Consider the following 24227-nt stretch of genomic DNA (forward strand, 5'->3'; position numbering starts at 1 on the left):
AAGCGGGCGTGACGGACGTTGCGCATCCGGAAGGAGATTGGGGATGCATCTTCTGCTTGGGATGGCGCTGCTCGGCGCGTCTTTCGTCCAGGACGATCCGATCTGCGCGGACGTGCGGCGGCTGTCCGCCGCGATTGCCGAGCCGGGCGGCTATGAGGCGCTCCGCAAGAGCGATTTCGTGCCGCACCTGCCGATGTCCTGCCACCGCGGGGCGGAGGGCTATTTCTGCCACCGCACCCTGTTGCCTGCCGAGATCACGCACGAGACCATGGCGGCGCGGATTGCGGCGTGCCTGCCCGGGGCGACGATCGCGCCCGGCGCGAAATGGCCCGGGCTCGAGCGCGCCGTGGTGACCGGCGGCGGGCTGGTGTTCGACCTGGAGGAAAGCGGCAGCGAGCGCGCCCATGTCGGGCGGATCCTGCAGATCGAGATGCGTCCGGCGCCGAAGCCCTAATGGAGCGTGGCCCTAGTGGAGCTTGGCGATGCTGAGCCCGTCGAGCTTCGCGCGGTCCTTCACCGATTCCTCGCTGCGGGTGAGCGCCTTCGCGATCGCCTTCAGCGCCATGCCCTTCTTGGCGAGCGTGTGGAGCTTCTGGATCTCGTCGGCGCGCCAGGGCTGGCGGTGACGTTCGAACTTCTCGGCCATTGGGGTCTCCTAAAGCAAAAGGGCGGGCCCCGTGGGGAACCCGCCCTTCGCGTTTTCAGCGGCGGGGCGCATCGCCCCGGCCCGGCTTACTTGACGTGCTTCGCGATGTGCTTGTTCATCTCGAACATCGTCACCTTGTCGGCGCCGAAGATCGGACGCAGCAGGTCGTCGGCGATGATCTCGCGCTTGTTCGCCGGGTTCTGCAGGTTGTTCTTCTTGATGTATTCCCACAGCTTGCTGACGATCTCGCTGCGCGGGAGATCCGCGGTGCCGACGATCTTGGCCAGCTCGGGCGAAGGGGTCACCGGCTTGGCGATGCCGCCGCGTGCTTTGGTCTCGGCCATAATGTTTCTCCTGTTCCTGCCCTGGACGGGCTATGCCTTCGTTAGCGCCAGCGGCGTGTGCGAACCCTTCCGCCGCCTTTCGCGCCTACGATGTACCGCGATGAGAGTGTTACTCCTCTCACCTGCAACCCTTTGATCGACACAAATCGCGTCTGTCTAGAGAGCAGATGCGCCGAGACGCCCTCGGAGAGCGACATTTTGGGGATAAGTCGGGTTAAACGGCCGGTAGGAGAGGGGAAAAGGCCATGCTAAGGGGGATTTTCACGAAGGAAGGGGAGAGCGGGATGCGCGTTCTGGTGCTCGGCGGACTGGTGATTCTGGCCGGCTGCGGCGGTGGCGGGACCACCGGCACCAACTATTCCGATCCGCCCCCCATGGCCGAGATCGTCGCCACCCCGAGCCCCAAGGCGAGCGAGACGCCCGCGGCCGAGGAGGCCGTGACCAATGCGGCGGATGCGGCCGCGACGACCGACGAAGCGGTCAGCAATAGCGACGCTACGGCAGTCACAAACGTAATGTGAGTGGACAAGGCTGCGCGGGCTTGTCTAAAGGCATGCCCAACATGATGACCCGCGCACTTCTCGGCCTGCGACTTATCCGCCCTTAGGGGCAGGACGCACATGCGCGCGCCCCTAAGGGCACTTCACAATTGAAATCGAAGTCTCCAGCCGAGAGAGAGCTGTCATGTTGCGCGATCCGTCCATCAAGTACCGTCCCTTCCCCCAGGTAAACCTGCCCGGCCGCCAATGGCCGAGCCGCACCATCACCAAGGCGCCCCGCTGGCTGTCGACCGACATGCGCGACGGCAACCAGGCGCTGATCGACCCGATGGACGCCGAGAAGAAGACCCGCTTCTTCGAGCTGCTCTGCAAGGTGGGCGTGAAGGAGATCGAGGTCGGCTTCCCGAGCGCCGGCGCCACCGAGTTCGACTTCATCTCGGGCCTGGTCCGGCAGGACAAGATTCCCGACGACGTGATCGTCCAGGTGCTGACCCAGTCGCGCCAGGACCTGATCGAGACCAGCTTCCAGAGCCTCAAGGGCGCGAAGAAGGCGATCGTCCACCTCTACAACGCGGTCTCGCCGGCGTGGCGCCGCATTGTGTTCGGGATGAGCCGCGAGGAGATCAAGCAGATCGCCATCGCAGGCGCCAAGGTGCTGCGCGACGAGGCGGCCAAGCAGCCCGATACCGACTGGCATTTCGAGTACTCGCCGGAGACCTTCTCGACCGCCGAGCTCGATTTCTCGGTCGAGGTCTGCGAAGCGGTGATGGACATCCTGCGCCCGACCACCGAGCGCCCGCTGATCCTCAACCTGCCGGCAACGGTCGAGGCCGCGACGCCGAACATCTATGCCGACCAGATCGAGTGGTTCTGCCGCAACATCCGCAGCCGCGACACGGTCGTCATCAGCCTGCACACGCACAACGACCGCGGCACCGGCGTTGCCGCGTCGGAGCTGGGCCTGCTCGCGGGCGCGGACCGCGTCGAGGGCTGCCTGTTCGGCAATGGCGAGCGCACCGGCAATGTCGACCTGGTGACGCTGGCCCTCAACATGTACACGCAAGGCGTTGATCCGGGACTGGATTTCTCGGACATCGACGAGGTCATCCAGACGGTCGAGTACTGCAACCAGATCCCCGTCCACCCGCGTCATCCCTATGCCGGCGACCTGGTGTTCACGGCGTTCTCGGGCAGCCACCAGGACGCGATCAAGAAGGGCTTCGCGGCGCAGGAAGCGCGCAACGACGAGTTCTGGGACGTGCCCTATCTGCCGATCGACCCGAAGGACCTGGGCCGCGATTACGAGGCGGTGATCCGCGTCAATTCGCAGTCGGGCAAGGGCGGCGTCGCCTGGGTGATCGAGCAGGACAAGGGCCTGAAGCTGCCCAAGCGGATGCAGGCAGATTTCTCGCGCCACGTACAGGCGCTGGCTGACGAGACCAGCCGCGAGCTCAACGCCGCGGACATCTGGGGCCGCTTCGAGCAGACCTATCTGCCGGGCGACAAGGATCGCTTCGTGCTCGAGGATTATGAGGAGACCGGCGCCGCCGGCAGCCGCGTGTTCGTCGGCCGTATAGCGGTGGACGGCGAGACGCGTTCGATCTCCGGGCGCGGCAACGGCCTGATCTCGGGCGTGATCGACGCGCTTGCCGGCACCACCGGCCCGGCGCTCGACGTGGTCGATTACAGCGAGCATGCGATCGGCCACGGCGCCGATGCGCAGGCGGCGGCCTATGTCGAGTGTCGCACGCCGGACGGGCGCACGGTGTTCGGCGTGGGCATCGACGCGGACATCGCGACCGCTTCGGTACGTGCGGTGCTGAGCGCAGCCAACCGGGCCTGAACTTTCGGCACCGTTATGGTGCCGTAACCATCCCCGCCGCTGGACCTGCTCCGCGGCGGGAGACCACATTCCCATCGGGCTTTCCAAACCGATGGGATTCGTGATGGGCATCAATCTGGGCTTTTCCGGCGCGTGCGTGATGGCGCTGGACGGCGGCTATTATCTGACGCTGGACAAAGACGGCAAGGTCGGCACCACCACGGACAAGGCGGATGCCAAATGGTTTCGCCGTGAGGGCAATGACGCCTCTTTCGCGCTGGCGCGGCTGGGCGGGCGGGACGACGGCGACAATCTGGTCGGCGCGGATACCACGCTCGAGCGGGTGGACGGCGCTTCCGATTGGCGCTGGTCGCTCCTCGGCACGTCGCTCCAGGACGAGCGGGGCAACGGGCGCTTTCTCGTCTTGTCGGACGCCATGCCGACCATGGCGTCCACGGGCACGCCGGCCAAGGTGTCGTTCGAATGGCCGTGGAGCGACCATTCCGCGTGGCTGACCGACATAAGCGCACTTCACCCCGAGTTCGGAGATCTCCCGCTGATCCAGCTCCCGCTCGCCGGATCGCATGACTCGGGCACCTATGGGATGAACTTCGCCGGCCGCACGCAGAACTGCACGATCGCGGAACAGCTGAAACTCGGCATCCGGTTCTTCGACTTCCGGGTGCAGGTGAACGATGGCTTGTTCTACACCCACCACACCTTCCCCAGCGCCAATCCCTTCGCCCGGTGGGAGCAGGGGAACAACGACCCTCTCAACGGCTGGCCTTGCATCCTGCTCGACCTGCACAGGTTTCTGCAGGACAATCCCGGCGAGTTCGTGATCCTGAAGTTCCAAACCTTCAATGCCGTGCCCGGGCAGGATTTCGACGCCGACGACCATGACCATTTCCGCTGGCTGCTCAACCATTATCTGGACGTGCTCGACGTCAACGATCTCGCCGGGCTGTCCCTCAAGGATGCGCGGGGCAAGGCGGCGATCTTCTACGAGAATATTGGCGAATATGCCGGGAAGCCGGGCGAGCCGGGCGGCAATTGGGGGAATATCGCGGCGTACAAGACCGCCGGGGACCAGAAGGGCCTCTCGGAATATATCCGCCTGTGGGATCCCTATTGGGACGACGAGAGCAGCTCGCTCGCCGATGAGGGGCCGGCGGGGAAAGATGGCGTCCCGACCGCGCTGACCGATCGCTGGAAGCTGTATCACACGAACAACCTGTGCTTCTGGCAGGGAATGGTCGCGGCGCGCTTCTTCGTCGCCCAGGCGCAGATGCAGGTCTGCAACGGGAACTGGAACGACATGGGCGTGCCGGTCTATTTCAGCAAAGCCGAGCGCTCGGCGGTCTACAACAACCATCTCAACGCGGCGATGTTCGTCGAGTGGATGGGCGGCCTGGACTGGGGCATGGGCGTGTTCCGGCCCAATGTGATGACGATGGACTATGTCGAGAATGGCAGCCTGACCGACCAGATCGTCGCCCGGCTGAAGGCCATCCCGGCCGGCAAGTTCAGCGCGGAATATGCGCCGGCCAGCAGCTTCCTCGACCAATGCTATTGCCGGATCGCCTTCGGATCCGGGAGTGGGACCTCCTATCTCGGCGAAGATGGTGGCTGGGTGCGCTACACCACGGCGCCGAGCGACGCGCTCCAGTTCCGGCTGCGGATGGAGCCGGGGCCGAGGTTCTTCTACATGGTCTCGGGCGGCGACTATGACGGCTATTATCTGTCGCTGCGCAAGAGCGATTCCGCGCTGGGCCTGTATGGCGACCACAAGGTAGAATCCTGGACGATCAAGGATGGCGCGCTGCTTTCGGACTATAGCGGCGAATATGCGCAGCCGGGCGGCCAGGACGACTGGGTCTATGCGAATGTCACGCTGTCGCAGGCGATGACCGGGTGCCGACAGGACTGGAGCTGAGCCAGTCCTGTCGGCTCGCCAGCCCTATCGGCTGGGGTCGATCAGATACTTCTCGCCGGTGGCCTTCTTGGCATAGGCGGCCACCACTGCCGGATCGAGCGCTTCGGCGAGCGAGATGGTGTTCGTGTAGTGGCTGGCGAAAGTGGTGGTCAGCTCGGCGGCGACGCGCGCGCGCAGGCGCAGCGTGCCTTCCAGCCCGAGCTTCATCAGGAACGGCGTGACCAGGAAGCCGCTGACGCCCCAGGCCAGGCCATAGCCGCGATCGAGTTCCATCGGCGACGTATCGAGCATGCCGTAGACATAGACCTGCTTCCAGGTCGACGAGCCATAACGGCTATAGGCGGTGGCGGTGCGGTTGGCCGCCGCTTCCATCGCGTGGAGGATCGTGTTGACGATCTTCCCGCCGCCGATCGCGTCGAAGGCGAGGGTGGCGCCGGTCTCGGCGATCGCGTCGGTCAGCTTCTCGCGGAAATCGGGGGCGCTGCTGTCGACGATGTACCTGGCGCCGATGTCGCGCAGGATCTGCGCCTGGGCTTCGCTGCGCACGATGTTCACCAGCGGCACGTCGTCCGCGATGCAGATGCGGTTGAGCATCTGGCCGAGGTTGGAGGCGGCGGCGGTGTGGACCAGCGCCTTATGGCCTTCCATCCGCAGCGTCTCGACCATCGACAGGGCGGTGAGCGGGTTGACGAACATCGATGCGCCATCTGCGGCGGTGGCGCCTTCGGGCAGCACGATGCAGTCGCGCGCCGCGATCTTGCGATACTGGGCGTACATCGCGCCGCCGAGCATGCCGACCTTCTTGCCGAGCAGCCCGGCGACATTCTCGCCGGCCAGCACCACGGTGCCGGCACCTTCGTTGCCGACCGCCATCGACTGGTCGAGCCGCGGCTTCATCGCCGGCATGCGCGCGGACGGGATCGCGGCGGTGAGCGTGGGGTGCTCCGCGGTGCCGCCGGCCTTGAGCGTCGCCATGTCGGCGGGGCCGAGCAGCAGGCCGAGATCGGACGGGTTGAGCGGCGCCGCCTCGACCCGGACGATGACTTCGTCGGGACCGGGCGCAGCGAGCGTCACCGGCTCCAGCGAGAGGGTGAGATTGCCGTCGCTCGAGACGGTCGAGCGTAGTTCGAGGCCAGTCAGCGGGTTTGCCATTGCACTCTCTCCTTCAATCACAGGTCAGTCGCGGCTGCGGACGATCTCGCAGCCGATGCGGGCATCGGGATAGATGTCGAGCTTCATCGAGCGGACGGTGACCCTGGCCACGCGCTCGTCTTCGAACGCCAGCGCGGCGACTGCTTCGCAGAGCGTCTCCTGCAGCTCGAAATGGCGGGATTCCACCAGCTTGCGGATACCGGTTCGCAGGAAGTCGTAATCGACTACCGCGTCGATCCGGTCCTCGGGCCGGGCAGCATAGCGGCAGGTCATTGCGACGTGGAGAGTCACTCGCTGTGGCGCCGCGCGCTCCTCGGGATGGATGCCCAGGCCCATCGCGACCTCGAGCCCGTCGAGCAGGATCGTGTACTCAGCCATGCGGGCGCTCCCGGCCTTCGAACATCACGTCGCCGTCGCGCTGCAGGAAGCGCTGGCCGCAATCGACGAAGATGTTCTGGCCGGTGATGCTGGGCGTGACGAGCAGCATCTCGACGGTGGCGGCGATGTCGCCCAGCGCGACCGGGCGCTGGAGCAGGTTCTGCCGGGCATGCTCGGCGAACTCCTCGGCGGTCTGGTCGAGGCTGGGCAAAGTGAGGCCGGGCGAGACGGCGTTGACCCGGATGCGCGGGGCGAGGCCGCGGGCGAGCAGCTCGGTGGCGGTGGCGAGCGCGGCCTTGCTCAGCGTGTAGGTGAGGAAGTCCGGGTTGAGGTTGGCGAGTTTCTGGTCGAGCAGATTTACCACTGCGCCCTGATCCAGGTCGTCCTGCGCCGCCAGCGCCGAGGCGAGGGCGATTGGGGCGCCGCAATTCACCCGCATGTGGCGGTCGAGCAGCGCGAAATCGGTGAGCGGCAGGGCGTCCCAGGCGAATTGCGAGGCGTTGTTGACCAGGCCGTCGATCGGGCCGCCAAGCCCTTCGCGCGCGGCGTGGAGCAGGGCAGGGGCGGTTTCCGCCTCGGCCAGCTCGCCGGTCACCACACAGGCGGTGCCGCCCTCGGCAGCGATCTGGGCGGCGAGCGCCTCGGCGTCCTCGGGCGCGTGGTGGTGGTGGATCGCCACCTGGTGGCCGCGCAGGGCCAGGCGGCGGGCGATGCCCGCGCCGATCCGCCGCGCGCCGCCGGTCACGAGTATTCGCATCAATAGCCCATCAGCTTGAGCACTTCCTGGCGGCTGCGCTCGTCGTCGCGGAACACGCCCATCATGCGGCTGGTGACCATGCCGACGCCGGGGGTGCGCACGCCGCGCGCGGTCATGCAGCCATGCGTCGCCTCGATCACCACCGCGACGCCCTGGGGCTTCAGCCGCTCCCAGATGCAGTCTGCGACCTGGGCGGTTAGGCGCTCCTGCACCTGGAGCCGGCTGGCGAAGCCGTGCAGGACGCGGGCGAGCTTGGAGATGCCGACGACGCGGTCCTTGGGGAGGTACGCGATCGAGGCCTTGCCGGTGATCGGCGCCATGTGGTGCTCGCAGTGCGACTGGAAGGGGATGCCGTTCAGCAGGACGATGTCGTCATAGCCGCCGACTTCCTCGAACACGCGGTTGAGGTGGTGCGCCGGGTCCTCGGTATAGCCCTGGCAATATTCCTTCCAGGCGCGGGCGACGCGCTGGGGCGTGTCGAGCAGGCCTTCGCGACTGGGGTCGTCGCCGGCCCAGCGGATCAGGGTGCGGATCGCGTCCGATACTTCCTGCGGAACCGGAATCTTGGGCGAAGGCGCGACGATGTCGCCGTCTTCGGGGCCGTCGTGATCATGCACCATTTTCGTCTCTTCCTAGCCGCTTGCGGGCTTTACGCTACGGCATCTGCGTTTCTTGCAGAAACCGGGTGTGGCTCAACTGTATCTCCCCGGGAAAAATGGCCGAAAACCGCGATGTTCCGGCCCTTATCCCCGTTGACGGGCTGAAAAATGCAGCGTTAGTTTCGCTGGCGATAAAAGCAACGCCGTGACCGGTATCAGCCGGCATCGGCGCCCAGAGGAGGGGATGCACCAGATGAAGAAGCTCGACCTGCTCGCGGCGACTGCGCTCACGCTGTTCCTCGCGACGCCAGCCTTTGCCCAGCAGACCACGCCGCCGACGTCGGACGACACCACCGGCCAGGAATATCAGTCCTCCAACGAGATCATCGTGACGGCCACCCGCCGTAACGAGACCGTGCAGGACGTGCCGATCGCGATCACCGCCATCGGCGCGCAGGAGCTGCAGAACGCCGGCGTCGACAATATCCGCGACCTCGAGCAGCTCGCGCCGTCGATCCAGAGCTCGACCGGCCAGTCCTCGGCGACCGGCACCACCATCTATCTGCGCGGCATCACCACCGGCGGCGACAATCCCGGCTTCGAGCCGGCGGTCGGCGTGTTCATCGACGGCGTGTTCCGCGCCCGCGCCGGCGTCGCCATCTCCGAGCTGCCCGAGCTGGAGCGCGTCGAAGTGCTGCGCGGCCCGCAGGGCACGCTGTTCGGCCGCAACACCTCGGCCGGCGCACTGAGCATCTACACCGCGCTGCCGCAGTTCGAGACGCACGGCTATGTCGAGGGCTCCTACGGCAACTACAACGCCTACGGCGTCAAGGGCGCGATCACCGGGCCGGTCAGCGAATCCCTCGCGCTGCGCCTCGACGGCAGCTACCGGAAGCGCGACGGGTACATCAAGGACGCCAACAGCAGCCGTCGCTTCAACGACGTCGACCGCTGGGCGCTGCGTGGCCAGGCGCTGCTCGACAAGGGCGACATCACCTTCCGCCTGATCGCCGATTACTACCAGACCGACGAAGTCTGCTGCGCCACCGTGTCGGTGGTGCGCGGCCCGCTGGCCCCGGTGATCCAGAGCATCGCCGCCTCGCAGGGCCGCACCGGCATCTACACCGGCCCGCCCAGCGACCGCATCCAGGCCGCCTCGCCCAACCGCAACTATGGCGAGAAGGTGAAGGACTGGGGCTTCTCGGGCGAGCTCAACTGGGACCTGGGCGACGTCAAGCTGACCTCGATCACCGCCTATCGCGACTGGCGCGCGCTGCGCAGCCAGGACATCGACTTCTCGGGCATCGATCGCGCCTATCGTGACGGCTATCGCACCGAGCTGAAGGACTTCACCCAGGAACTCCGCCTCCAGGGCTCGGCGTTCAACGGCAAGCTCGACTGGCTGATCGGCGGCTTCTACCTGAACGAGAAGAACGACCTGACCGACACGGTGCGCTTCGGCAACGACGCCAACCGCTATGTCGACACGATCTTCGCGGGCCAGCTCGGCGCGGCCTTCGGCACGCCGCTGCAGTTCTACGGCTCGCTCGGGCCGACGGTGCCGACGCTGGGCGGCGCGCTGCTCAACCCGGCGGTGCCGAACAGCCTGCCGGCACTGCAGGCGGTCTATGGCGCCACGCTCGCCCCGCTGGTCGGCTGCTTCCGCGCCCAGGCGGGCACGGCGCCGGGCAGCCTCTGCGTGATCCCGGGCTTCCCGTCCACGCCGATCCCGGGCCTCGCGGCGCTGGCGGCCAACCCGCTGCCGGGCGCAACCGCCGGCCAGGGCAACAACAACGACGTGTTCGGCGTGAAGACCGACGCGATCGCGCTGTTCACCCACAACATCGTCAACGTCACCGACAATCTGTCGCTGACCCTCGGCGCGCGCTGGAACCACGAGCGCAAGACGATGAACGCGTCGATCAACAGCAACACCGGCAGCTGCACCTTCTTCAACCAGGTGCGTGCGGGCAATGCTGCGGCGGTGGCCTATGCCAATGTCCTCAAGCAGGTGCCGGGGCTGTTCAACAACCTGTTCCTGCTGAGCTGCAACCCGGCCGTGAACACCGAGTTCAACGGCAACTATACCGACAGCTTCACCGACGACGAGATCACCGGCACCGTCAAGCTGGCGTACAAGTTCTCGCCGCACCTGATGGTCTATGGCAGCTACGATCACGGCTACAAGTCGGGCGGCTACAATCTCGACCAGGCGACCTTCGATTCGGTGCTGCTCGGCGGCAACGGCGCGCAGGGCCGCGACCTGCGCTTCGGGGCGGAGACCAACGATGCGTTCGAGATCGGCTTCAAGGCGAGCCCGAGCCGCGCCTTCTCGCTGAACGTCGCGGCGTTCTACATGAACTTCTACGGCCTGCAGTCGCTGGTGTTCTCCGGCAACAACTTCGTCGTCCAGAACGTCGACAAGAGCATTTCGAAGGGCGTCGAGGCGGAAGCGCAGATCCGGCCGGCGAACAACCTGACCTTCCAGCTCGGCTACAGCTATATCGACGCGCAATATGCCGACTCGAACAACTTCGCCGGCACGCCGCTGCAGGGCCAGGAGGGCCGGCAGTTCCAGAACCAGCCGAAGCACACGGTGACCGGCGCGGTGACCTGGGAGCCGCGGGTCGCGAGCAACCTGAAGGGCCTGGTGCACCTCGACTTCCGCTACAACAGCGAAGTCAACATCCCGTCGAGCAACCCCGACCCCATCACCGGCCGCACCGCGATCCGCAACGAGGGCTATGGCCTGCTCAACGGCGCGATCGGCCTGCAGACGAACGACGGCAAGATCCGCGGCGAGTTCTTCGTCGAGAACATCACCAACACCTTCTACTTCATCTCGGGCTTCGCGGTGCCCGAGCAGACCGGCAACTATAACGGCTATCCGGGCTACCCGCGCTTCTACGGCGCGCGCCTGCGCTTCGGCTTCTGATACCGGCGCCTTCGGGCGGGGATGGGGCGCTCCGGGAAACCGGGGCGCCTTTTTCTTTGGGGGATTTCCCTCTCCCGCTTGCGGGTTCGTCAGGTCGGGCATGCTCCCAGCATGGCCTAAACAGCGCGGGGCGCTGTTTACCTGATGAAGGAGGGAGCCGACGCAGTCGGCGGAAGGGTGAGGGTGCGTGCGGGCCGCATGCAATGCGCTCGCCTCCCTTACAGACCCTCACCCTGCCTCGCTGCGCTCGGCTTCCCTCTCCCGCAAGCGGTAGAGGGATAGCGGATCATCCCCCGAACAGCGCGTCGATCGGGCCCTTGGGGAGGAACCAGAGTATCGCGACCAGCGCGGCGCAGGCCAGGCCGGCCCAGGGCGAGACGAAGGTGAGGGCGATGCCGCTGGCATAGATGGCCGAGGCCACCATGCCCTTGCGGAGCGAATGCTGGTGATAGTCCTGCGCGGCGGCATCCTGGCGCCCGGTGCGGCGGATCACCGACTGGAGCCACACATAGGCGAAGCTCGGCAGCATCATCACGCACATATAGACGAGCGTAGCGTCGTGGCTGAAATGCTGCTCGCCGAGATAGGCAGTGGCGAAGGGCACCAGCGACAGGGTGAAGAGCAGGGCGATATTGGCCCAGAGCAGCGCGTTGCTGATCCGCGCGGCATGCGCGAACAGCCGGTGGTGGTTCACCCAGTAGATCGCGACATAGGCATAGCTGAGCACATAGGCGATGAAGATCGGCCACATCGCCCAGAGATGCTCGAGGCCGTGCTCCTCCGGCGCCTTCATCTCCAGCACCATGATCGTGATGATGATCGCGATCACGCCGTCGGAAAAGGCTTCCACCCGGTTGACGCCGCCACGGCCTTCTTCGGTCTCACTCATTCCAATACCCCTCGCATGCGCTTCCTGCATTCTTGTCGGGATCGCATGCGAGGGGAAGCCCCGTTCGAGTTACTGGGCGGTGAAGGCGGCGTTGATCTCGAGCGCCACCTCGTCCGAGACGAAGGGGACATACTTGTCCATGCCGAAGTCGCTGCGCTTGATCTTGGCGGTGGCCGAGAAGCCGAAGTTGAGCTTCTTGCTCATCGGATTGTCGCCCGCGCCGACGAACCTGGTGTCCAGCACCACCGGGCGGGTGACGCCGTGCAGCGTGAGATTGCCGGTGATCTTCGCGGTCGTGCCCTTCACGGCCACGCTGGTCGATACGAAGCGGATGTCCGGATATTTCGCGCTGTCGAAGAAGTCGGCGGTGCCGAGATGCTCGTCCAGCGCCTTGACCGTGGTGACGATGCCCGAGGCCGGGATGGTCACGTCGAGCTTGGCATCGGCGGGCTTCTTCGGATCGATGGCGAGCGTGCCGGTGGCGCCGCCGGCCTGGCCGGTGAACTTGCTGAAGCCGAAGTGATCGACCGTGTAGCTGACCTGGGTGTGGCCGCCGTCGACGGCATAGGTGCCGGCCGCGATACGGGCGGGATCGGGCTGGCCGGGAAGCTGGGCCGCCTGCTGGGCGGCGACGGCAGCGAGTGGGGTGGTGGCAAGCAAAGCAACTGCGAACAGGACGCGCATGGAAACTCCTCTGTGGGGGAAGAGCCCATGTGTGGCGATGCCGGCCCCGGGACGAAATCCCGAAGCCGGCAACGCATGGTTTCCGAAAAGGCTTAGTTCTTAGTCTGATCGACCAGCTTGTTGGCACCGATCCACGGCATCATCGCGCGCAGTTCGCTGCCGACCTGCTCGATCGGGTGGCGCTTGGCGGCGATGCGGCTGGCCTTCAGCTCGGGCTGGCCGGCGCGGTTGTCGAGCACGAAGTCCTTCACGAAGCGGCCCGACTGGATGTCGGCGAGGACGCGCTTCATTTCCTTCTTGGTCTCTTCGGTGATGATGCGCGGGCCGGTCTTGATGTCGCCGTACTCGGCGGTGTTCGAGATCGAGTAGCGCATGTTGGCGATGCCGCCCTCGTACATCAGGTCGACGATCAGCTTGAGCTCGTGCAGGCACTCGAAATAGGCCATTTCCGGCGCGTAGCCGGCCTCGACCAGCGTCTCGAAGCCGGCCTGGACCAGCGCGGTGGCGCCGCCGCAGAGCACGGCCTGCTCACCGAACAGGTCAGTCTCGCATTCTTCGCGGAAATTGGTCTCGATGATGCCCGAACGGCCGCCGCCGACGCCCGAGGCATAGGCGAGGGCGATGTCGTGCGCGTTGCCCGAGGCGTCCTGGTGGATCGCGATCAGGCAGGGCACGCCGCCGCCGCGCGCATATTCGCTGCGCACGGTGTGGCCCGGGCCCTTCGGCGCGATCATGATCACGTCGATGTCGGCCGGGGCCTCGATCAGGCCGAAATGGATGTTCAGGCCATGGGCAAAGGCGAGCGCGGCGCCGGGGCGGAGGTTGCCCTTGATGTCGTTCTCGTAGATCGCGGCCTGGTGCTCGTCGGGCGCCAGGATCATCAGGATGTCGGCCCAGGCGGCCGCTTCCTTGTTCGGCAGCACCTTGAAGCCGACGGCTTCCGCCTTGGCGGCCGAGGCCGAGCCGGGGCGCAGCGCGATCGCGACTTCCTTGACGCCGCTGTCGCGCAGGTTCTGCGCATGGGCGTGGCCCTGCGAACCATAGCCGAGGATGGCGATCTTCTTGTTCGAGATCAGGTTCAGATCGGCGTCGCGATCGTAATAGACACGCATTTCTCTATCCCTTTTCTTCTCTCCCGGTGGGAGAGGATACGGAGACTTGCCAGCTTGCTGGCTAGTCGGAGTTGGTGAGGGTGGTGGGGCTCGAGGACATTCGCCCTCACCCTCCCATGCTTCGCATGGGCCCCTCCCTCTCCCGGTGGGAGAGGGGTGAAAATGTCAGGCCGCCTCGGCCCCTCTCGCAATTGCCACGATGCCGGTGCGGGCGACTTCGACCAGGCCGAGGTCGCGCATCAGCTCGACGAACTTGTCCAGCTTCTCGGTGCCGCCCGTCACTTCGAAGACGAAGCTGCTGGTGGTCGCATCGACTACCCGGGCGCGGTAGACCTCGGCGAGGCGCAGCGCTTCGATCCGGTGGTCGCCGGTGCCCGCGACCTTCACCAGCGCCAGCTCGCGCTCGACATGCGGGCCGAAGGCGGTGAGGTCGGTCACCTTGTGCACCGGCACCAGCCGCTCGAGCTGGGCGATGATCTGCTCCATCACCGCGGCCGATGCCTCGGTGACGATGGTGATCCGGCTGATCAGGTCGTCGTCGCTGATCTCGGACACGGTGAGCGACGAGATGTTGTAGCCGCGCGCGGTGAACAGGCCGGCGATCCGGGCGAGGATGCCCGGCTCGTTGTCGACGATGACGGCGAGCGTGTGCCGCTCCTTGAATTCTTCCTTGATGTGCATGGGATCAGACCAGCGCCTTGGCTTCATCGTCCATCTCGCCCGAGACTTCGGCCGATTGGAGCAGCATTTCGGTATGGGCGGCACCCGACGGGATCATCGGGAAGCAGTTGGCGAGCTTGGCCACGCGGCAATCGACGATCACCGGCCCGTCATAGGCGAGCATCTCGGCGATGCCGGCGTCGAGCTGGTCGCGCGTCTCGATGCGGATGCCCTTCCAGCCATAGGCCTCGCCCAGCTTGACGAAGTCGGGCAGGGCGTCGCTGTAGCTCTCCGAATAGCGCGACTGGTAGGTCAGCTCCTGCCACTGGCGGACCATGCCCATGTACTCGTTGTTCAAGATGAAGATCTTGACCGGCAACCGGTACTGGGTCGCCGTGGCCAGCTCCTGGATGTTCATCTGGATCGAGGCTTCGCCGGCGATGTCGATGACCAGCGCATCGGGATTGCCCATCTGCGCGCCGATCGCCGCCGGCAGGCCATAGCCCATCGTGCCGAGACCGCCCGAGGTCAGCCACTTGTTGGGGTCTTCGAAGTGGAAGTGCTGGGCCGCCCACATCTGGTGCTGGCCCACCTCCGTGGTGATGATCGGGGCCTTGTCCCTGGTCGCCTCCCACAGCGCGCGGATGGCGCGCTGGGGCATGATGACCTTGGGATCGCTCTCCTGGAATTCGAGGCAGCCGACCTGGCGCCAGCCGTTGATGCGGCTCCACCATTCGGACAGGTCCGGACGGGGATGTTGGCGACGTTCATACGCATCGATCATCGCCTGGATCGCCCGGCCGACGTCCGCCACGATGGGCAGGTCGACGCGGACGTTCTTGTTGATGCTCGAACGGTCGATATCGACGTGGATCTTCGCACTGTTGGGCGCGAAGGCATCGAGCCGGCCGGTGACGCGGTCGTCGAAACGGGCACCGAGCGCGATGATCAGGTCGGCCTGGTTCATCGCCAGGTTCGCCTCGTAGGTGCCGTGCATCCCCAGCATTCCCAGCCACTTGTCGTCGCTGGCGGGGAAGGCGCCGAGGCCCATCAGGGTCGATGTAACAGGCGCGCCCGTTACATCGGCGAGCTTGCGCAGCAGACGCGCCGCTTCGGGACCGGAGTTTATGATGCCGCCGCCGGTGTAGAAGATCGGGCGCTCGGCCGCGGCCAGCATGTCGACCGCCTTCTCGATCGACGTCGCGTCGGGCTCGGTCTGCGGGCGATAGGTCTTGTGCGAGATCGGCCCGTTCTCGCCGCGGCGCGCGGTGGCGACCTGGACGTCCTTGGGGATGTCGATCACGACCGGGCCCGGGCGGCCCGAGGTGGCGATGTAGAAGGCCTCGCGGATCGTCGGCTCGAGCCGGGCGGGGTCCTTCACCAGGTAATTGTGCTTCGAGCAGTGGCGGGTGATGCCGACCGTGTCCGCTTCCTGGAACGCATCGGTGCCGATCAGCGCCGTAGGCACCTGACCGGTGATGACCACCATCGGGATCGAATCCATCAGCGCATCGGTAATCCCGGTGACCGCATTGGTCGCGCCCGGACCCGAGGTGACGAGGACGACGCCGGGCTTGCCGGTGGCGCGGGCATAGCCTTCCGCCGCATGCGTCGCCGCCTGTTCGTGGCGGACAAGAATATGTTTGATGCGGTCCTGCTTGAAGATCGCATCATAGATCGGAAGCACGGCACCGCCGGGATAGCCGAACACGACTTCCACACCGAGATCGCTCAGCGTCTCGATCAGGATGTCTGCTCCACTCTTCTCGGTCGTCACATCGGCCTCCGTTTGTTGCGGTGCGGGAAACACCGCCGAAGGGCGCTGCTACCCGCACGAAAACTACGCGTCAAGCCGTATTATAGTAATTTTGTTTCGAATTGCTCAACGAGTCTGTTCGTTTGTGTCTCATCCGTGCGCTCCCATTCGGGCGGCGGCTGGCGGCGGAACCAGGTGTACTGGCGCTTGGCATATTGGCGGGTCGCGAGCGAGCCGGCGAAATGCGCTTCGTCGAGATTGCTTTCCCCCGAGAGCGCGAGGCCGATCTCGCGCACTCCGATCGCGCGGAGCACGGGGGCGTCATCGGGCACGTCGGTGCGGGCGAGCAGCGCCTCGACCTCGCCCTGGGCGACCTTGACCATGTGGCGGAAGCGGCGGTCGATCCGGTCGGCGAGCCAGGTCTTGTCGGGAAGCAGGATCGTCGCGGCGACGCGGACCTCGCCGCCGATCCCGCCATGGCGTTCCTCCTGCCAGTCGCGCAGCGACTTGCCGGTGGAGCGGACGACCTCGAGCGCGCGCGAGATGCGAAGGCTGTCGATCGGGCCGAGCCGAGCGGCGGTCTCGGGATCGAGCCGGGCGAGCTCGGCGCGGGCCTCCTCGACGGGAAGGGCGCGGACCTCGGCGCGGATCAGGGAATCGATCTCGGGCACCGGCGCGATGCCCTCGAGCAGCGTGCGCAGATACATGCCGGTGCCGCCGACCAGGATCGGCAGGCGGCCCTCCTCATGCGCCTCATGGATCGCGGCACGGGCCTCGGCCGCCCAGCGCGCGGCGGAATGCGCCTCTGCGCCGTCGATATGGCCGAACAGGCGGTGTGGCGCGCGCTTCTCTTCTTCGACGGGCGGGCGAGCGGTGAGCACGCGGAGATCGGCATAGACCTGCATCGAATCCGCGTTGATCACGGTGCCATTGTGTTTTTCGGCGAGCGCGAGGGCGAGCGCGGACTTGCCGCTCGCGGTCGGCCCTGCGATGAGCGCCACCAAAGGCAGGTCAGGGGATCCGATGTTCATTGCAACGCTTATAGCAGACGGTTTGACCGCAGGGCAGCTTTCGGAAGCGGCCGACCGGCTGGCTTCGGTGCAGTGCGCTCCCGGAAGCTGGCGCTGGATCGACGAGGGCCGCGCGGCTGACCTGGAATTCGCGATGCATCCCGATACGGCGCGCGGCGCGCTGGAGGGGGCCTTCGCGGCAACCGATGTCGCGGTGCAGCTGGCAGAGGGGCGAGCGAAGAAGCTGCTCGTCGCCGACATGGATTCCACGATGATCACCGTCGAATGCATCGACGAGCTGGCCGACTATGCCGGGATCAAGGCGCAGATCGCCGAGGTCACCGAGCGGGCGATGCGCGGCGAGCTGGACTTCGGCGCGGCGCTGGATGCCCGGGTGGCGTTGCTGAAGGGGCTGTCCGAAAGCGCGATCGAGCAGTGCCTGGCCGAGCGGGTGAAGCTGATGCCGGGCGCCAAGGCGCTGGTGCAGACGATGCGCGCGCGGGGCGCGACCTGCGTGCTGGTCTCGGGCGGGTTCACCCGCTTCGCCGAGCCGGTGGGGGCTGAGATCGGGTTCGATACGGTGATCGCCAATCGGCTGGTGATCGCGGATGGCGCGCTGGACGGCACGGTCGAGCGGCCGATCGTCGACAGCGCGACGAAGCTGGATACGCTGCGGGCGGTACGCGGCGAGCTGGGGCTGGGTGCTTCGGACACACTGGCGGTGGGCGACGGCGCCAACGACCTGGCGATGATCCGCGAGGCGGGGCTCGGCGTGGCCTATCATGCCAAGCCGATCGTGGCGGCGGCGGCCGGCGTGCGGGTGGACCATGGGGATTTGACAGCGCTGCTCTATGCGCAGGGGATTGCGCGCGGGGAGTGGGTGGGGGCTTAGAAGAAGGCCCTCACCCAACCCTCTCCTGCAAAAGCGGGAGAGGGCTTTAGAAGTTACCGAACGCCCTTGCCGAAGGTGAGGCTGAGCCCGAGCCCGCCCGAGAGCTGGTCGCGGCTGCCATAGGCGCCATGGGTCAGCGGGGAGTCGGCGCCGTCGCCGGTCAGGCGGTCGTAGCGGGCATAGCCGTACAGGCCCCAATGCTTGCTGAACTGCCAGGTGGTGGTGCTGCTGACGCCCAGCGCGCTCACCGCGCTGCCGTCCGAGCGATAGACGGGGAGGCCGGTGCGGGCGGCCGCGGCGGGGGAGACGTCGAAATAGGCGTGGCGATATTTGGTGTCCGACAGCGTCACGCGCGGGCCGATCGAGACCAGCCATTTGTCGCCGTCGCGCATCACGTAGTCGAGCCCGGCGCTGCCGATCAGGCCCTTGTGGCCGTTGACGCCCTTGCGCAGCTCGGTGTGGAGGCGGAGCGACTTGGCCAGCCAATATTGCGCATAGCCGCCGAGCTCGACCGTGGTGCCGACCTCGTCGATCGCTGCATGCGATTCCCTGCGCTTGCGCGAACCCTGGAAGTTCGCGGCGGGGCCGAATTCGAACCCGCCGGTCTTGAGCGCCGGGAAGCCGAAGCTGTCATCGGCGGCCTCGAAGGCGAAGGGCTCGTTTCCGCGCGCGATCGCGACATCGACCAGCGGACTCAGCTGCACCTGGTCCGAACCCGGATAATTGGGCGAGACTTGCGGGCCGAGCGAGATGCGGTAGCGCTTGGGCGGCTTGCTCTCCCCCTCCTGCGCATGGGCGGGGAGGGCGAGGGCGAGCAACGGCGCGAGCGCGAGGAAGCGGATCATGGCGTCCCTAACGCCACGATCCGGAATTTGTTGCAACTGCGATATGATCGAAATGGGGGAGGTTTGCGCCGGAACGAGGGTGAGGTGGCGCCTCCCAAATATTCTCGTCATCTCCGCGAAGGCGGGGATCCAGGGTGGCAGAGCGATGTGCTGCTTGGCTCTGGATCCCCGCCTGCGCGGGGATGACGGATAGAAGGAATGGAAAGTAGGAAAGGCGTCAGTTGCTCACCGGCACGCAAGGACTGACGCCGCGGCAGGCGCCCGCCGCCTCGGCGCGGCTTGCGAAGGGGCCGACCAGCACCTTGGTGAGGGTGCCCGCCTTCACATAGCTGACCGAGCGGCCCGGGAAGCGCCCGCCGACCTGGCCCCACAGCTTGCGGGCATTGCCGGGATCGCCGAACGCGCCGAGCTGGAGGCGCCAGCCGCCATCGCGGATCGCGCTGCTCGCCGGGGAAGGCGCCGGGCTGGTGCGGACGGGCGCGGGCGTTGGCGTGGCGCGCGGCGGCGTGCGGACCGGGGGGACGCGGGGCGGCTGGGCGCTCGCGACTTCGATCGGGGGTGCCGTGCCGGGCAGGGGCGCGCGGTTCGCCTCCTGCTCATATTTGCGGGCGAGGGTGAGGGCCGCCTGGCGGTCCTGCACGGTCATGTACTTGTCCATCTGGGCGAGCGCGCCCGAGGCTTCGGCGAGGCCCGACTGCGAGGAGCGGGTGACCAGCGCATAGGCGCGGACCCAGTCCTTCTGGACCACGTCGCCGTTGAAATACATCGTGCCCAGCACATACTGGGCGCGGGGATCGCCGCGGCCGGCGGCGCGCTGGAGCCAGGGCGCCGCCTTGTCGCGCTTGCCATTGGCGAAGAGGGCGAGGCCATAGCTCGCCTCGGCCTGCTCATGGCCCTGGCCGGCGGCCTTGCTGTACCAGAGCTCGGCCTGGTCGAGATTGGCGGGCACGCCGCGGCCGAGCTTGTAGGCCTGGCCGAGATTGAACTGCGCGTCGGCATCGCCCTTCGTCGCAGGGCCGCGCCAGCGATCGACGGCGCCCTTGTAGTCGCCACGCTCCCAAGCCTCGACCCCGGCCTTGACCGGGTTTTCCTGTGCGAGCGCAAGCGGTGCGGCGAGCGCGATCCCCGCAGCAGCGACCAACCCAAGAAACTTCATGCGACCTTCGACTCCCACCCCGGCAACACTGGATAAATGCCCGTTTACCATCCTTTGGGAAAGAAATCCTTAGCCCGATCTCCTCAGGGGAATCCCGGGGCGGAACGCCGTTAACGCATTCTTAGACGACCGCATGGCATCTCCACGCTCGGGTAACTGGTATTTCGAGGGGGTTCATGCGCGTTCTCGCGATGGCATCGCAGAAGGGCGGATCCGGCAAGACGACCTTGTCGGGCCATCTGGCCGTTCAGGCGGAAAGGGCCGGCTGTGGCCCGGTCGTGCTGATCGACATCGATCCGCAGGGCTCGCTCGCCGACTGGTGGAACGAGCGCGAGACGGATTTGCCGGCCTTCGCGCAGACCACGGTCGCGCGGCTCGCCTCGGACCTCGAGATCCTGCGCCAGCAGGGCTTCAAGCTGGCGGTGATCGATACCCCGCCGGCAATTACCATGGCGATCCAGAGCGTGATCGCGGTTGCCGAGCTGATCGTCATCCCGACGCGCCCGAGCCCGCACGACCTGCGCGCCGTGGGCGCCACGGTCGACCTGTGCGACCGCGCGGGCAAGCCGCTGATCTTCGTGGTCAACGCCGCCACCCCCAAGGCGCGCATCACCAGCGAGGCCGCCGTCGCGCTGTCGCAGCACGGCACCGTTGCCCCGATCACGCTGCACCACCGCACCGATTTCGCCGCGTCGATGATCGACGGCCGCACCGTGATGGAAGTCGATCCCAAGGGTCGCTCGGCCGCCGAGGTCGAAGCGCTGTGGACCTATATCAACGACCGGCTCGAGAAGAACTTCCGCCGCACCGTGTTCGCGCCGCCGACCCCGGTCAACCAGTTCGGCGCACCGCGCGCCAATGGCGGCTTCGGCCGCAGGGTGGTGAGCTGATGTTCGGCACCCCCAAGCCCACCGCGTCGCTCTCCTCGAGCCTGCTCGCCCGCAAGGGCCAGGCGCGTCCGGCGATGCGCCCCCAGGGTTTCGTTGGCCTCAACCCGGCGACCGCCCAGGAAGATCTCGGCTGGAACGACATGGGCGACGACGCGCATGCGCAGCATTTCGTGCCCGAGCCCCAGCCGATCCAGCACCCGGTGCCCAAGCCGCAGGTGCTCCGCCAGATCGAGCAGCTCGACGAGCGGTTCAGCAAGCCCGAGCCGGCGCCGCAGCAGGGCGCTCCGCAGTCCGTGGTCGCGCAGCCGGCGGCCGAGCCGCAGCCGGTTCCCGCGCCCGCCCCGGTGGCGAAGCGCCAGGCGCTGCCGCCGATTGCCGCCGAGCGGCTCGCCCGGGAAGTGGCCAAGAAATCCAAGGCGGCGTTCACGCTCCGCCTCGACAATGACCGGCATCTGCGCCTGCGCCTCGCATCGGCGGTCACCAATCGTTCGGCGCAGCAGATCGTGACCGAGGCGCTCGACGCCTTTCTCGAATCGCTGACCGAGGTCGAGGCGCTCGCGCGCCAGGTCCCGGCCGGGAACCGTTGAAGGAACGGATGATGAAGACCCGTAGCAAGCTCGTGATCGGCCTGTCGGCGCTCTGCGCCGGCGGTACGCTGGCAGCCGGCATCGCGACCCAGGGCTTCGCGCTCTCGGCCTTCGCGACCGACGCGCCCAACGCCAAGAAGGCGGCGCAGGAAGCCGGTGCGGCCCGCAAGGCCATCGCCAAGCGCAAGGCGGGCGACGCGGTTGCCCATGCCGAGGCTGCGGTGGCCAATGATCCGCAGAATGCCGACTATCGCGCGCTGCTCGGCCAGGCCTATCTGCTCGCCGGCCGCTTCGCCTCGGCGAACCAGGCGCTGGGCGATGCGCTGACGCTCAATCCGGGCGACGGGCGCGTTGCGCTGAACCAGGTGCTGGCCAAGATCGCCGGCGGCGACTGGGCGGGTGCGCGGGCGATGCTCGACAGCCACCAGGACACGATCGCCGCCGCCGATCGCGGCCTGGCCTTCGCGCTGGCCGGCGATCCGGTGAAGGCCGTGGAGATACTGGGCCCGGCCGCACGCGCCGAGGACGCCACCGCCAAGACCCGCCAGAACCTGGCGCTCGCGCTCGCGCTTTCGGGCCGCTGGGCCGAAGCCAAGCAGGTCGCCTCGGTCGACGTGGCGCCCGACCAGATCAACGCGCGGATGATGCAGTGGGTGAGCTTCGCCCGCCCGACCAACGCCTATGACCAGGTCGCCGCGCTGCTCAACGTCACGCCGGTGCAGGACGCCGGCCAGCCGGTGCAGCTGGCGCTGGCCCAGCAGAACGTCATGCTCGCCGCCGCCGCGACCCAGCCGGTGCAGACCGTGCCGGCGCAGGATGCGGTCGACACCTATATGCCGGGCGTGCCCGCCAATGCCGAGGCGGTTGCCGCCGAAGCGAGCGTAACCGCGCCTGCGGCCGAAGCCGCGCCGGTTGCCCTGGCCGAAGCCGCGCCGGTTGCCCTGGCCGAGGCCGCGCCGGTGGCCGGCACCAATGCCGGCGTCGTGTTCGGCCCGCGCACGGAAGTGGTGCAGTTGGTCCCGGCCGCCGCGGTCCGCGCGCCGGTCGCCGTCACCAAGGTTTCGCTGAGCGCCCGCGCGCCCGCGCCGATCGAGAAGCCCGTCTCGGCCAAGCCCTCGCGCGGCAATTTCTACGTCCAGCTCGGCGCCTATGTGAGCCCGGCGGTGGCGCGCGACGCGTGGAACCGCATGGACGACCGCGTGCCGGCGCTGGCGGGCCAGACCCCGTACGGCGCCAAGGTCTCGACCAAGGCGGGCAGTTTCTATCGCCTTTCGGTCGGCGGCTATGACCGCAGCGGCGCCGATGCGCTGTGCCGCCAGGTGCGCTCCAGCGGCCAGACCTGCTTCGTCCGCGCCGGTGCGGGCGATGCGACCGCCGCCTGGGTGAAGCCGGGCGTGCGCATGGCTTCGCGCTGAACGAGTTTTCCCACTCCCATCGGGAAATAGGAAAGGCCGGGGCGGCGACGCTCCGGCCTTTTTCTTCGCGCTTGACGAACGCATAACTGGCTGGTTATGGGAAATGCATAGCCAAACGGTTATGCATTTGAGGGAGAGCGTGTCATGCTACGTCAGGTCCACCGCTGGAGCGGCTTCATCTTCAGCATCATGGCGATCGTGAACATCGTCGCGGTGATCCTGCAGGCCAATGCCCAGTGGCTCGGGCTGCTCGCGGTGCTCCCGTTGCTGGTGCTGCTGCCGACGGGGCTCTACATGTTCGCGCGGCCCTATTTCGCGAGGAACGCATGAGCGAGGACAAGACCGCAGCCGAGCAGATCGACGCCCGCATCGCGGCGCTGGACGACTGGCGCGGCGAGGCGCTCGCCAGGGTACGCGCGATCATCCACGAGGCCGATCCCGAGGTGGAGGAGACGTGGAAGTGGCGCGGCGTGCCGGTGTGGGAGCATGCCGGGATCCTTTGCACCGGCGAGACCTACAAGGCGGCGGTGAAGCTGACCTTCGCCAAGGGCGCGGCGCTCAGCGACCCGGCCGGGCTGTTCAATTCGAGCCTGGACGGGAATGTCCGCCGGGCGATCGACATCCATGAAGGCGAGACGATCGACGCGGAGGCACTCAAGGCGCTGATCCACGCGGCGGTGGAGGCGAATCTGCCGAAGCCGGCGCGGGGGAGGAAGTAGGGGGCGATCCGCCCGCACTCCTTCGCCATCCCCGCCTTCGCGGGGATGACGATTAAATTGGATTTCAGACTTCACTGCCGCCGCGCGGCGTCGGCTTCGTCATAGGCTGCGCCGATCCTGCGGCGGAATCCGCTAAAGCCGGCCTTGCCTGATGCGCGCTTGATGCAGGCCGCGAGGATCGGTTCGAGAGCGGGGAGGTCCTGCCTGGCCAGGGCGACGGCCTCGCGTGCTTCCGGCGTCGCGAGCGCGCCCTGCGGCACCAGCTGGCTGTACCAGGAATTGCCGACGAAAAGCGTGCGCCGTTGCTCGGCGGGGGCATTGGTGCGCTCGGCATCCTGGCCGGCGACTCCGAGCGCGACCGCGCAGTGCACGTCGTTCTTCGGGTTCAGTCCCTCTGCCGGGGCGGAGGTGCATCCCGTAGCGAGAAGCAGGGCCGTCGCCGACACCGGAAATTTTATAGGAATAGCCATGGCCCTGCCTAGGCCCGTGCAGATTAATGCATGGTTGCACCGCGCGCCGCCTGATAGAGCGCGAGCGTGAGTT

General features: G+C 67.0%; 26 protein-coding genes. 11 read left to right on the plus strand and 15 right to left on the minus strand.

Translation table 11 applies throughout. The annotated features are described in order from the left end of the window. Positions 1–43: 43 nt before the first annotated feature. Positions 44–454 carry a hypothetical protein gene (locus GGR46_RS03060; protein ID WP_183994445.1) on the plus strand — a complete coding sequence of 137 codons (411 nt, stop codon included), beginning with the start codon at positions 44–46 and terminating at the stop codon, positions 452–454. 12 nt (positions 455–466) lie between these two features. Here the strand turns inward: GGR46_RS03060 and GGR46_RS03065 are convergent, their stop codons facing one another. Then, positions 467–646 (minus strand): hypothetical protein, encoded by a 180-nt coding sequence (locus tag GGR46_RS03065; RefSeq protein ID WP_116840469.1) that lies wholly within the window; start codon positions 644–646, stop codon positions 467–469. Between the two features lie 86 nt (positions 647–732). After that, positions 733–990 carry an SWIB/MDM2 domain-containing protein gene (locus GGR46_RS03070; protein WP_183994447.1) on the minus strand — a complete coding sequence of 86 codons (258 nt, stop codon included), beginning with the start codon at positions 988–990 and terminating at the stop codon, positions 733–735. Positions 991–1274: 284 nt separating this feature from the next. Here GGR46_RS03070 and GGR46_RS03075 point away from each other — a divergent pair, with 284 nt between their 5' ends. From GGR46_RS03075 to GGR46_RS03085, 3 genes are all read left to right on the plus strand, one after another. Next, positions 1275–1511, plus strand: coding sequence for a hypothetical protein (locus GGR46_RS03075; RefSeq protein ID WP_183994449.1), 237 nt, complete (start codon positions 1275–1277; stop codon positions 1509–1511). 163 nt (positions 1512–1674) lie between these two features. After that, positions 1675–3333, plus strand: a complete 1659-nt coding sequence (leuA, locus tag GGR46_RS03080; protein ID WP_183994451.1) for a 2-isopropylmalate synthase — start codon at positions 1675–1677, stop codon at positions 3331–3333. Between the two features lie 91 nt (positions 3334–3424). Further along, positions 3425–5248, plus strand: a complete 1824-nt coding sequence (locus tag GGR46_RS03085) for a PI-PLC domain-containing protein (RefSeq protein ID WP_183994453.1) — start codon at positions 3425–3427, stop codon at positions 5246–5248. Positions 5249–5272: 24 nt separating this feature from the next. Here the strand turns inward: GGR46_RS03085 and GGR46_RS03090 are convergent, their stop codons facing one another. The 4 genes from GGR46_RS03090 to folE are packed head-to-tail and all read right to left on the minus strand — an operon-like array spanning position 5273 to position 8155. Continuing rightward, complete coding sequence (locus GGR46_RS03090; protein ID WP_183994455.1) at positions 5273–6400, minus strand: zinc-binding dehydrogenase; 1128 nt, start codon at positions 6398–6400, stop codon at positions 5273–5275. A 24-nt stretch (positions 6401–6424) separates the two neighbouring features. Beyond that, positions 6425–6778, minus strand: a complete 354-nt coding sequence (locus GGR46_RS03095) for a dihydroneopterin aldolase (protein WP_183994457.1) — start codon at positions 6776–6778, stop codon at positions 6425–6427. After that, positions 6771–7535: an SDR family oxidoreductase gene (locus GGR46_RS03100; RefSeq protein ID WP_183994459.1), complete on the minus strand. Its 765-nt coding sequence runs from the start codon at positions 7533–7535 to the stop codon at positions 6771–6773. The genes GGR46_RS03095 and GGR46_RS03100 overlap by 8 nt, the downstream gene beginning before the upstream one ends. After that, positions 7535–8155 carry a GTP cyclohydrolase I FolE gene (folE, locus tag GGR46_RS03105; RefSeq protein ID WP_183994461.1) on the minus strand — a complete coding sequence of 207 codons (621 nt, stop codon included), beginning with the start codon at positions 8153–8155 and terminating at the stop codon, positions 7535–7537. The genes GGR46_RS03100 and folE overlap by 1 nt, the downstream gene beginning before the upstream one ends. Before the next feature lie 232 nt (positions 8156–8387). Here folE and GGR46_RS03110 point away from each other — a divergent pair, with 232 nt between their 5' ends. Beyond that, positions 8388–11069 (plus strand): TonB-dependent receptor, encoded by a 2682-nt coding sequence (locus GGR46_RS03110; protein WP_183994463.1) that lies wholly within the window; start codon positions 8388–8390, stop codon positions 11067–11069. 286 nt (positions 11070–11355) lie between these two features. Here the strand turns inward: GGR46_RS03110 and GGR46_RS03115 are convergent, their stop codons facing one another. From GGR46_RS03115 to miaA, 6 genes are all read right to left on the minus strand, one after another. Continuing rightward, the gene (locus GGR46_RS03115) at positions 11356–11958 is read right to left on the minus strand and encodes a TMEM175 family protein (RefSeq protein WP_183994465.1); all 603 of its coding nucleotides are present in this window, start codon (positions 11956–11958) and stop codon (positions 11356–11358) included. A 69-nt stretch (positions 11959–12027) separates the two neighbouring features. Next, positions 12028–12642 (minus strand): YceI family protein, encoded by a 615-nt coding sequence (locus GGR46_RS03120; RefSeq protein ID WP_183994466.1) that lies wholly within the window; start codon positions 12640–12642, stop codon positions 12028–12030. Between the two features lie 92 nt (positions 12643–12734). Continuing rightward, positions 12735–13754, minus strand: a complete 1020-nt coding sequence (gene ilvC / locus GGR46_RS03125) for a ketol-acid reductoisomerase (RefSeq protein WP_183994468.1) — start codon at positions 13752–13754, stop codon at positions 12735–12737. 165 nt (positions 13755–13919) lie between these two features. After that, a complete protein-coding gene (gene ilvN, locus GGR46_RS03130) occupies positions 13920–14435 on the minus strand; it encodes an acetolactate synthase small subunit (RefSeq protein WP_183994470.1) in 516 nt (171 codons plus the stop codon). 4 nt (positions 14436–14439) lie between these two features. Further along, the gene (gene ilvB, locus GGR46_RS03135) at positions 14440–16191 is read right to left on the minus strand and encodes a biosynthetic-type acetolactate synthase large subunit (RefSeq protein ID WP_183994472.1); all 1752 of its coding nucleotides are present in this window, start codon (positions 16189–16191) and stop codon (positions 14440–14442) included. 80 nt (positions 16192–16271) lie between these two features. Further along, positions 16272–17201, minus strand: a complete 930-nt coding sequence (gene miaA, locus GGR46_RS03140) for a tRNA (adenosine(37)-N6)-dimethylallyltransferase MiaA (protein ID WP_183994474.1) — start codon at positions 17199–17201, stop codon at positions 16272–16274. On the opposite strand from miaA, the gene serB reads away from it, so the two are divergent. Next, the gene (gene serB / locus GGR46_RS03145; RefSeq protein WP_183994476.1) at positions 17194–18072 is read left to right on the plus strand and encodes a phosphoserine phosphatase SerB; all 879 of its coding nucleotides are present in this window, start codon (positions 17194–17196) and stop codon (positions 18070–18072) included. The genes miaA and serB overlap by 8 nt on opposite strands. A gap of 53 nt (positions 18073–18125) precedes the next feature. Here serB and GGR46_RS03150 read toward each other — a convergent pair whose 3' ends face one another. Then, positions 18126–18917, minus strand: coding sequence for a MipA/OmpV family protein (locus tag GGR46_RS03150; RefSeq protein ID WP_183994478.1), 792 nt, complete (start codon positions 18915–18917; stop codon positions 18126–18128). Positions 18918–19134: 217 nt separating this feature from the next. After that, a complete protein-coding gene (locus GGR46_RS03155) occupies positions 19135–20073 on the minus strand; it encodes an SPOR domain-containing protein (protein ID WP_183994480.1) in 939 nt (312 codons plus the stop codon). Between the two features lie 176 nt (positions 20074–20249). Here GGR46_RS03155 and GGR46_RS03160 point away from each other — a divergent pair, with 176 nt between their 5' ends. From GGR46_RS03160 to GGR46_RS03180, 5 genes are all read left to right on the plus strand, one after another. Beyond that, positions 20250–20963: a ParA family protein gene (locus GGR46_RS03160; RefSeq protein WP_183994482.1), complete on the plus strand. Its 714-nt coding sequence runs from the start codon at positions 20250–20252 to the stop codon at positions 20961–20963. After that, the gene (locus tag GGR46_RS03165; RefSeq protein ID WP_183994484.1) at positions 20963–21550 is read left to right on the plus strand and encodes a hypothetical protein; all 588 of its coding nucleotides are present in this window, start codon (positions 20963–20965) and stop codon (positions 21548–21550) included. Before GGR46_RS03160 ends, GGR46_RS03165 begins: the two co-directional genes overlap by 1 nt. Before the next feature lie 11 nt (positions 21551–21561). Continuing rightward, positions 21562–22965, plus strand: a complete 1404-nt coding sequence (locus GGR46_RS03170) for an SPOR domain-containing protein (RefSeq protein ID WP_183994486.1) — start codon at positions 21562–21564, stop codon at positions 22963–22965. A 144-nt stretch (positions 22966–23109) separates the two neighbouring features. Continuing rightward, the gene (locus tag GGR46_RS03175) at positions 23110–23295 is read left to right on the plus strand and encodes a hypothetical protein (protein WP_183994488.1); all 186 of its coding nucleotides are present in this window, start codon (positions 23110–23112) and stop codon (positions 23293–23295) included. Next, complete coding sequence (locus tag GGR46_RS03180; RefSeq protein WP_183994490.1) at positions 23292–23684, plus strand: DUF1801 domain-containing protein; 393 nt, start codon at positions 23292–23294, stop codon at positions 23682–23684. Before GGR46_RS03175 ends, GGR46_RS03180 begins: the two co-directional genes overlap by 4 nt. 71 nt (positions 23685–23755) lie before the next feature. On the opposite strand, the gene GGR46_RS03185 is transcribed toward GGR46_RS03180, so the two are convergent. Then, positions 23756–24154 (minus strand): hypothetical protein, encoded by a 399-nt coding sequence (locus tag GGR46_RS03185; RefSeq protein ID WP_183994492.1) that lies wholly within the window; start codon positions 24152–24154, stop codon positions 23756–23758. Positions 24155–24227 lie beyond the last annotated feature (73 nt).

Source organism: Sphingomonas kyeonggiensis, assembly GCF_014196745.1.
GTDB classification, from domain to species: Bacteria; Pseudomonadota; Alphaproteobacteria; order Sphingomonadales; family Sphingomonadaceae; genus Sphingomonas; species Sphingomonas kyeonggiensis.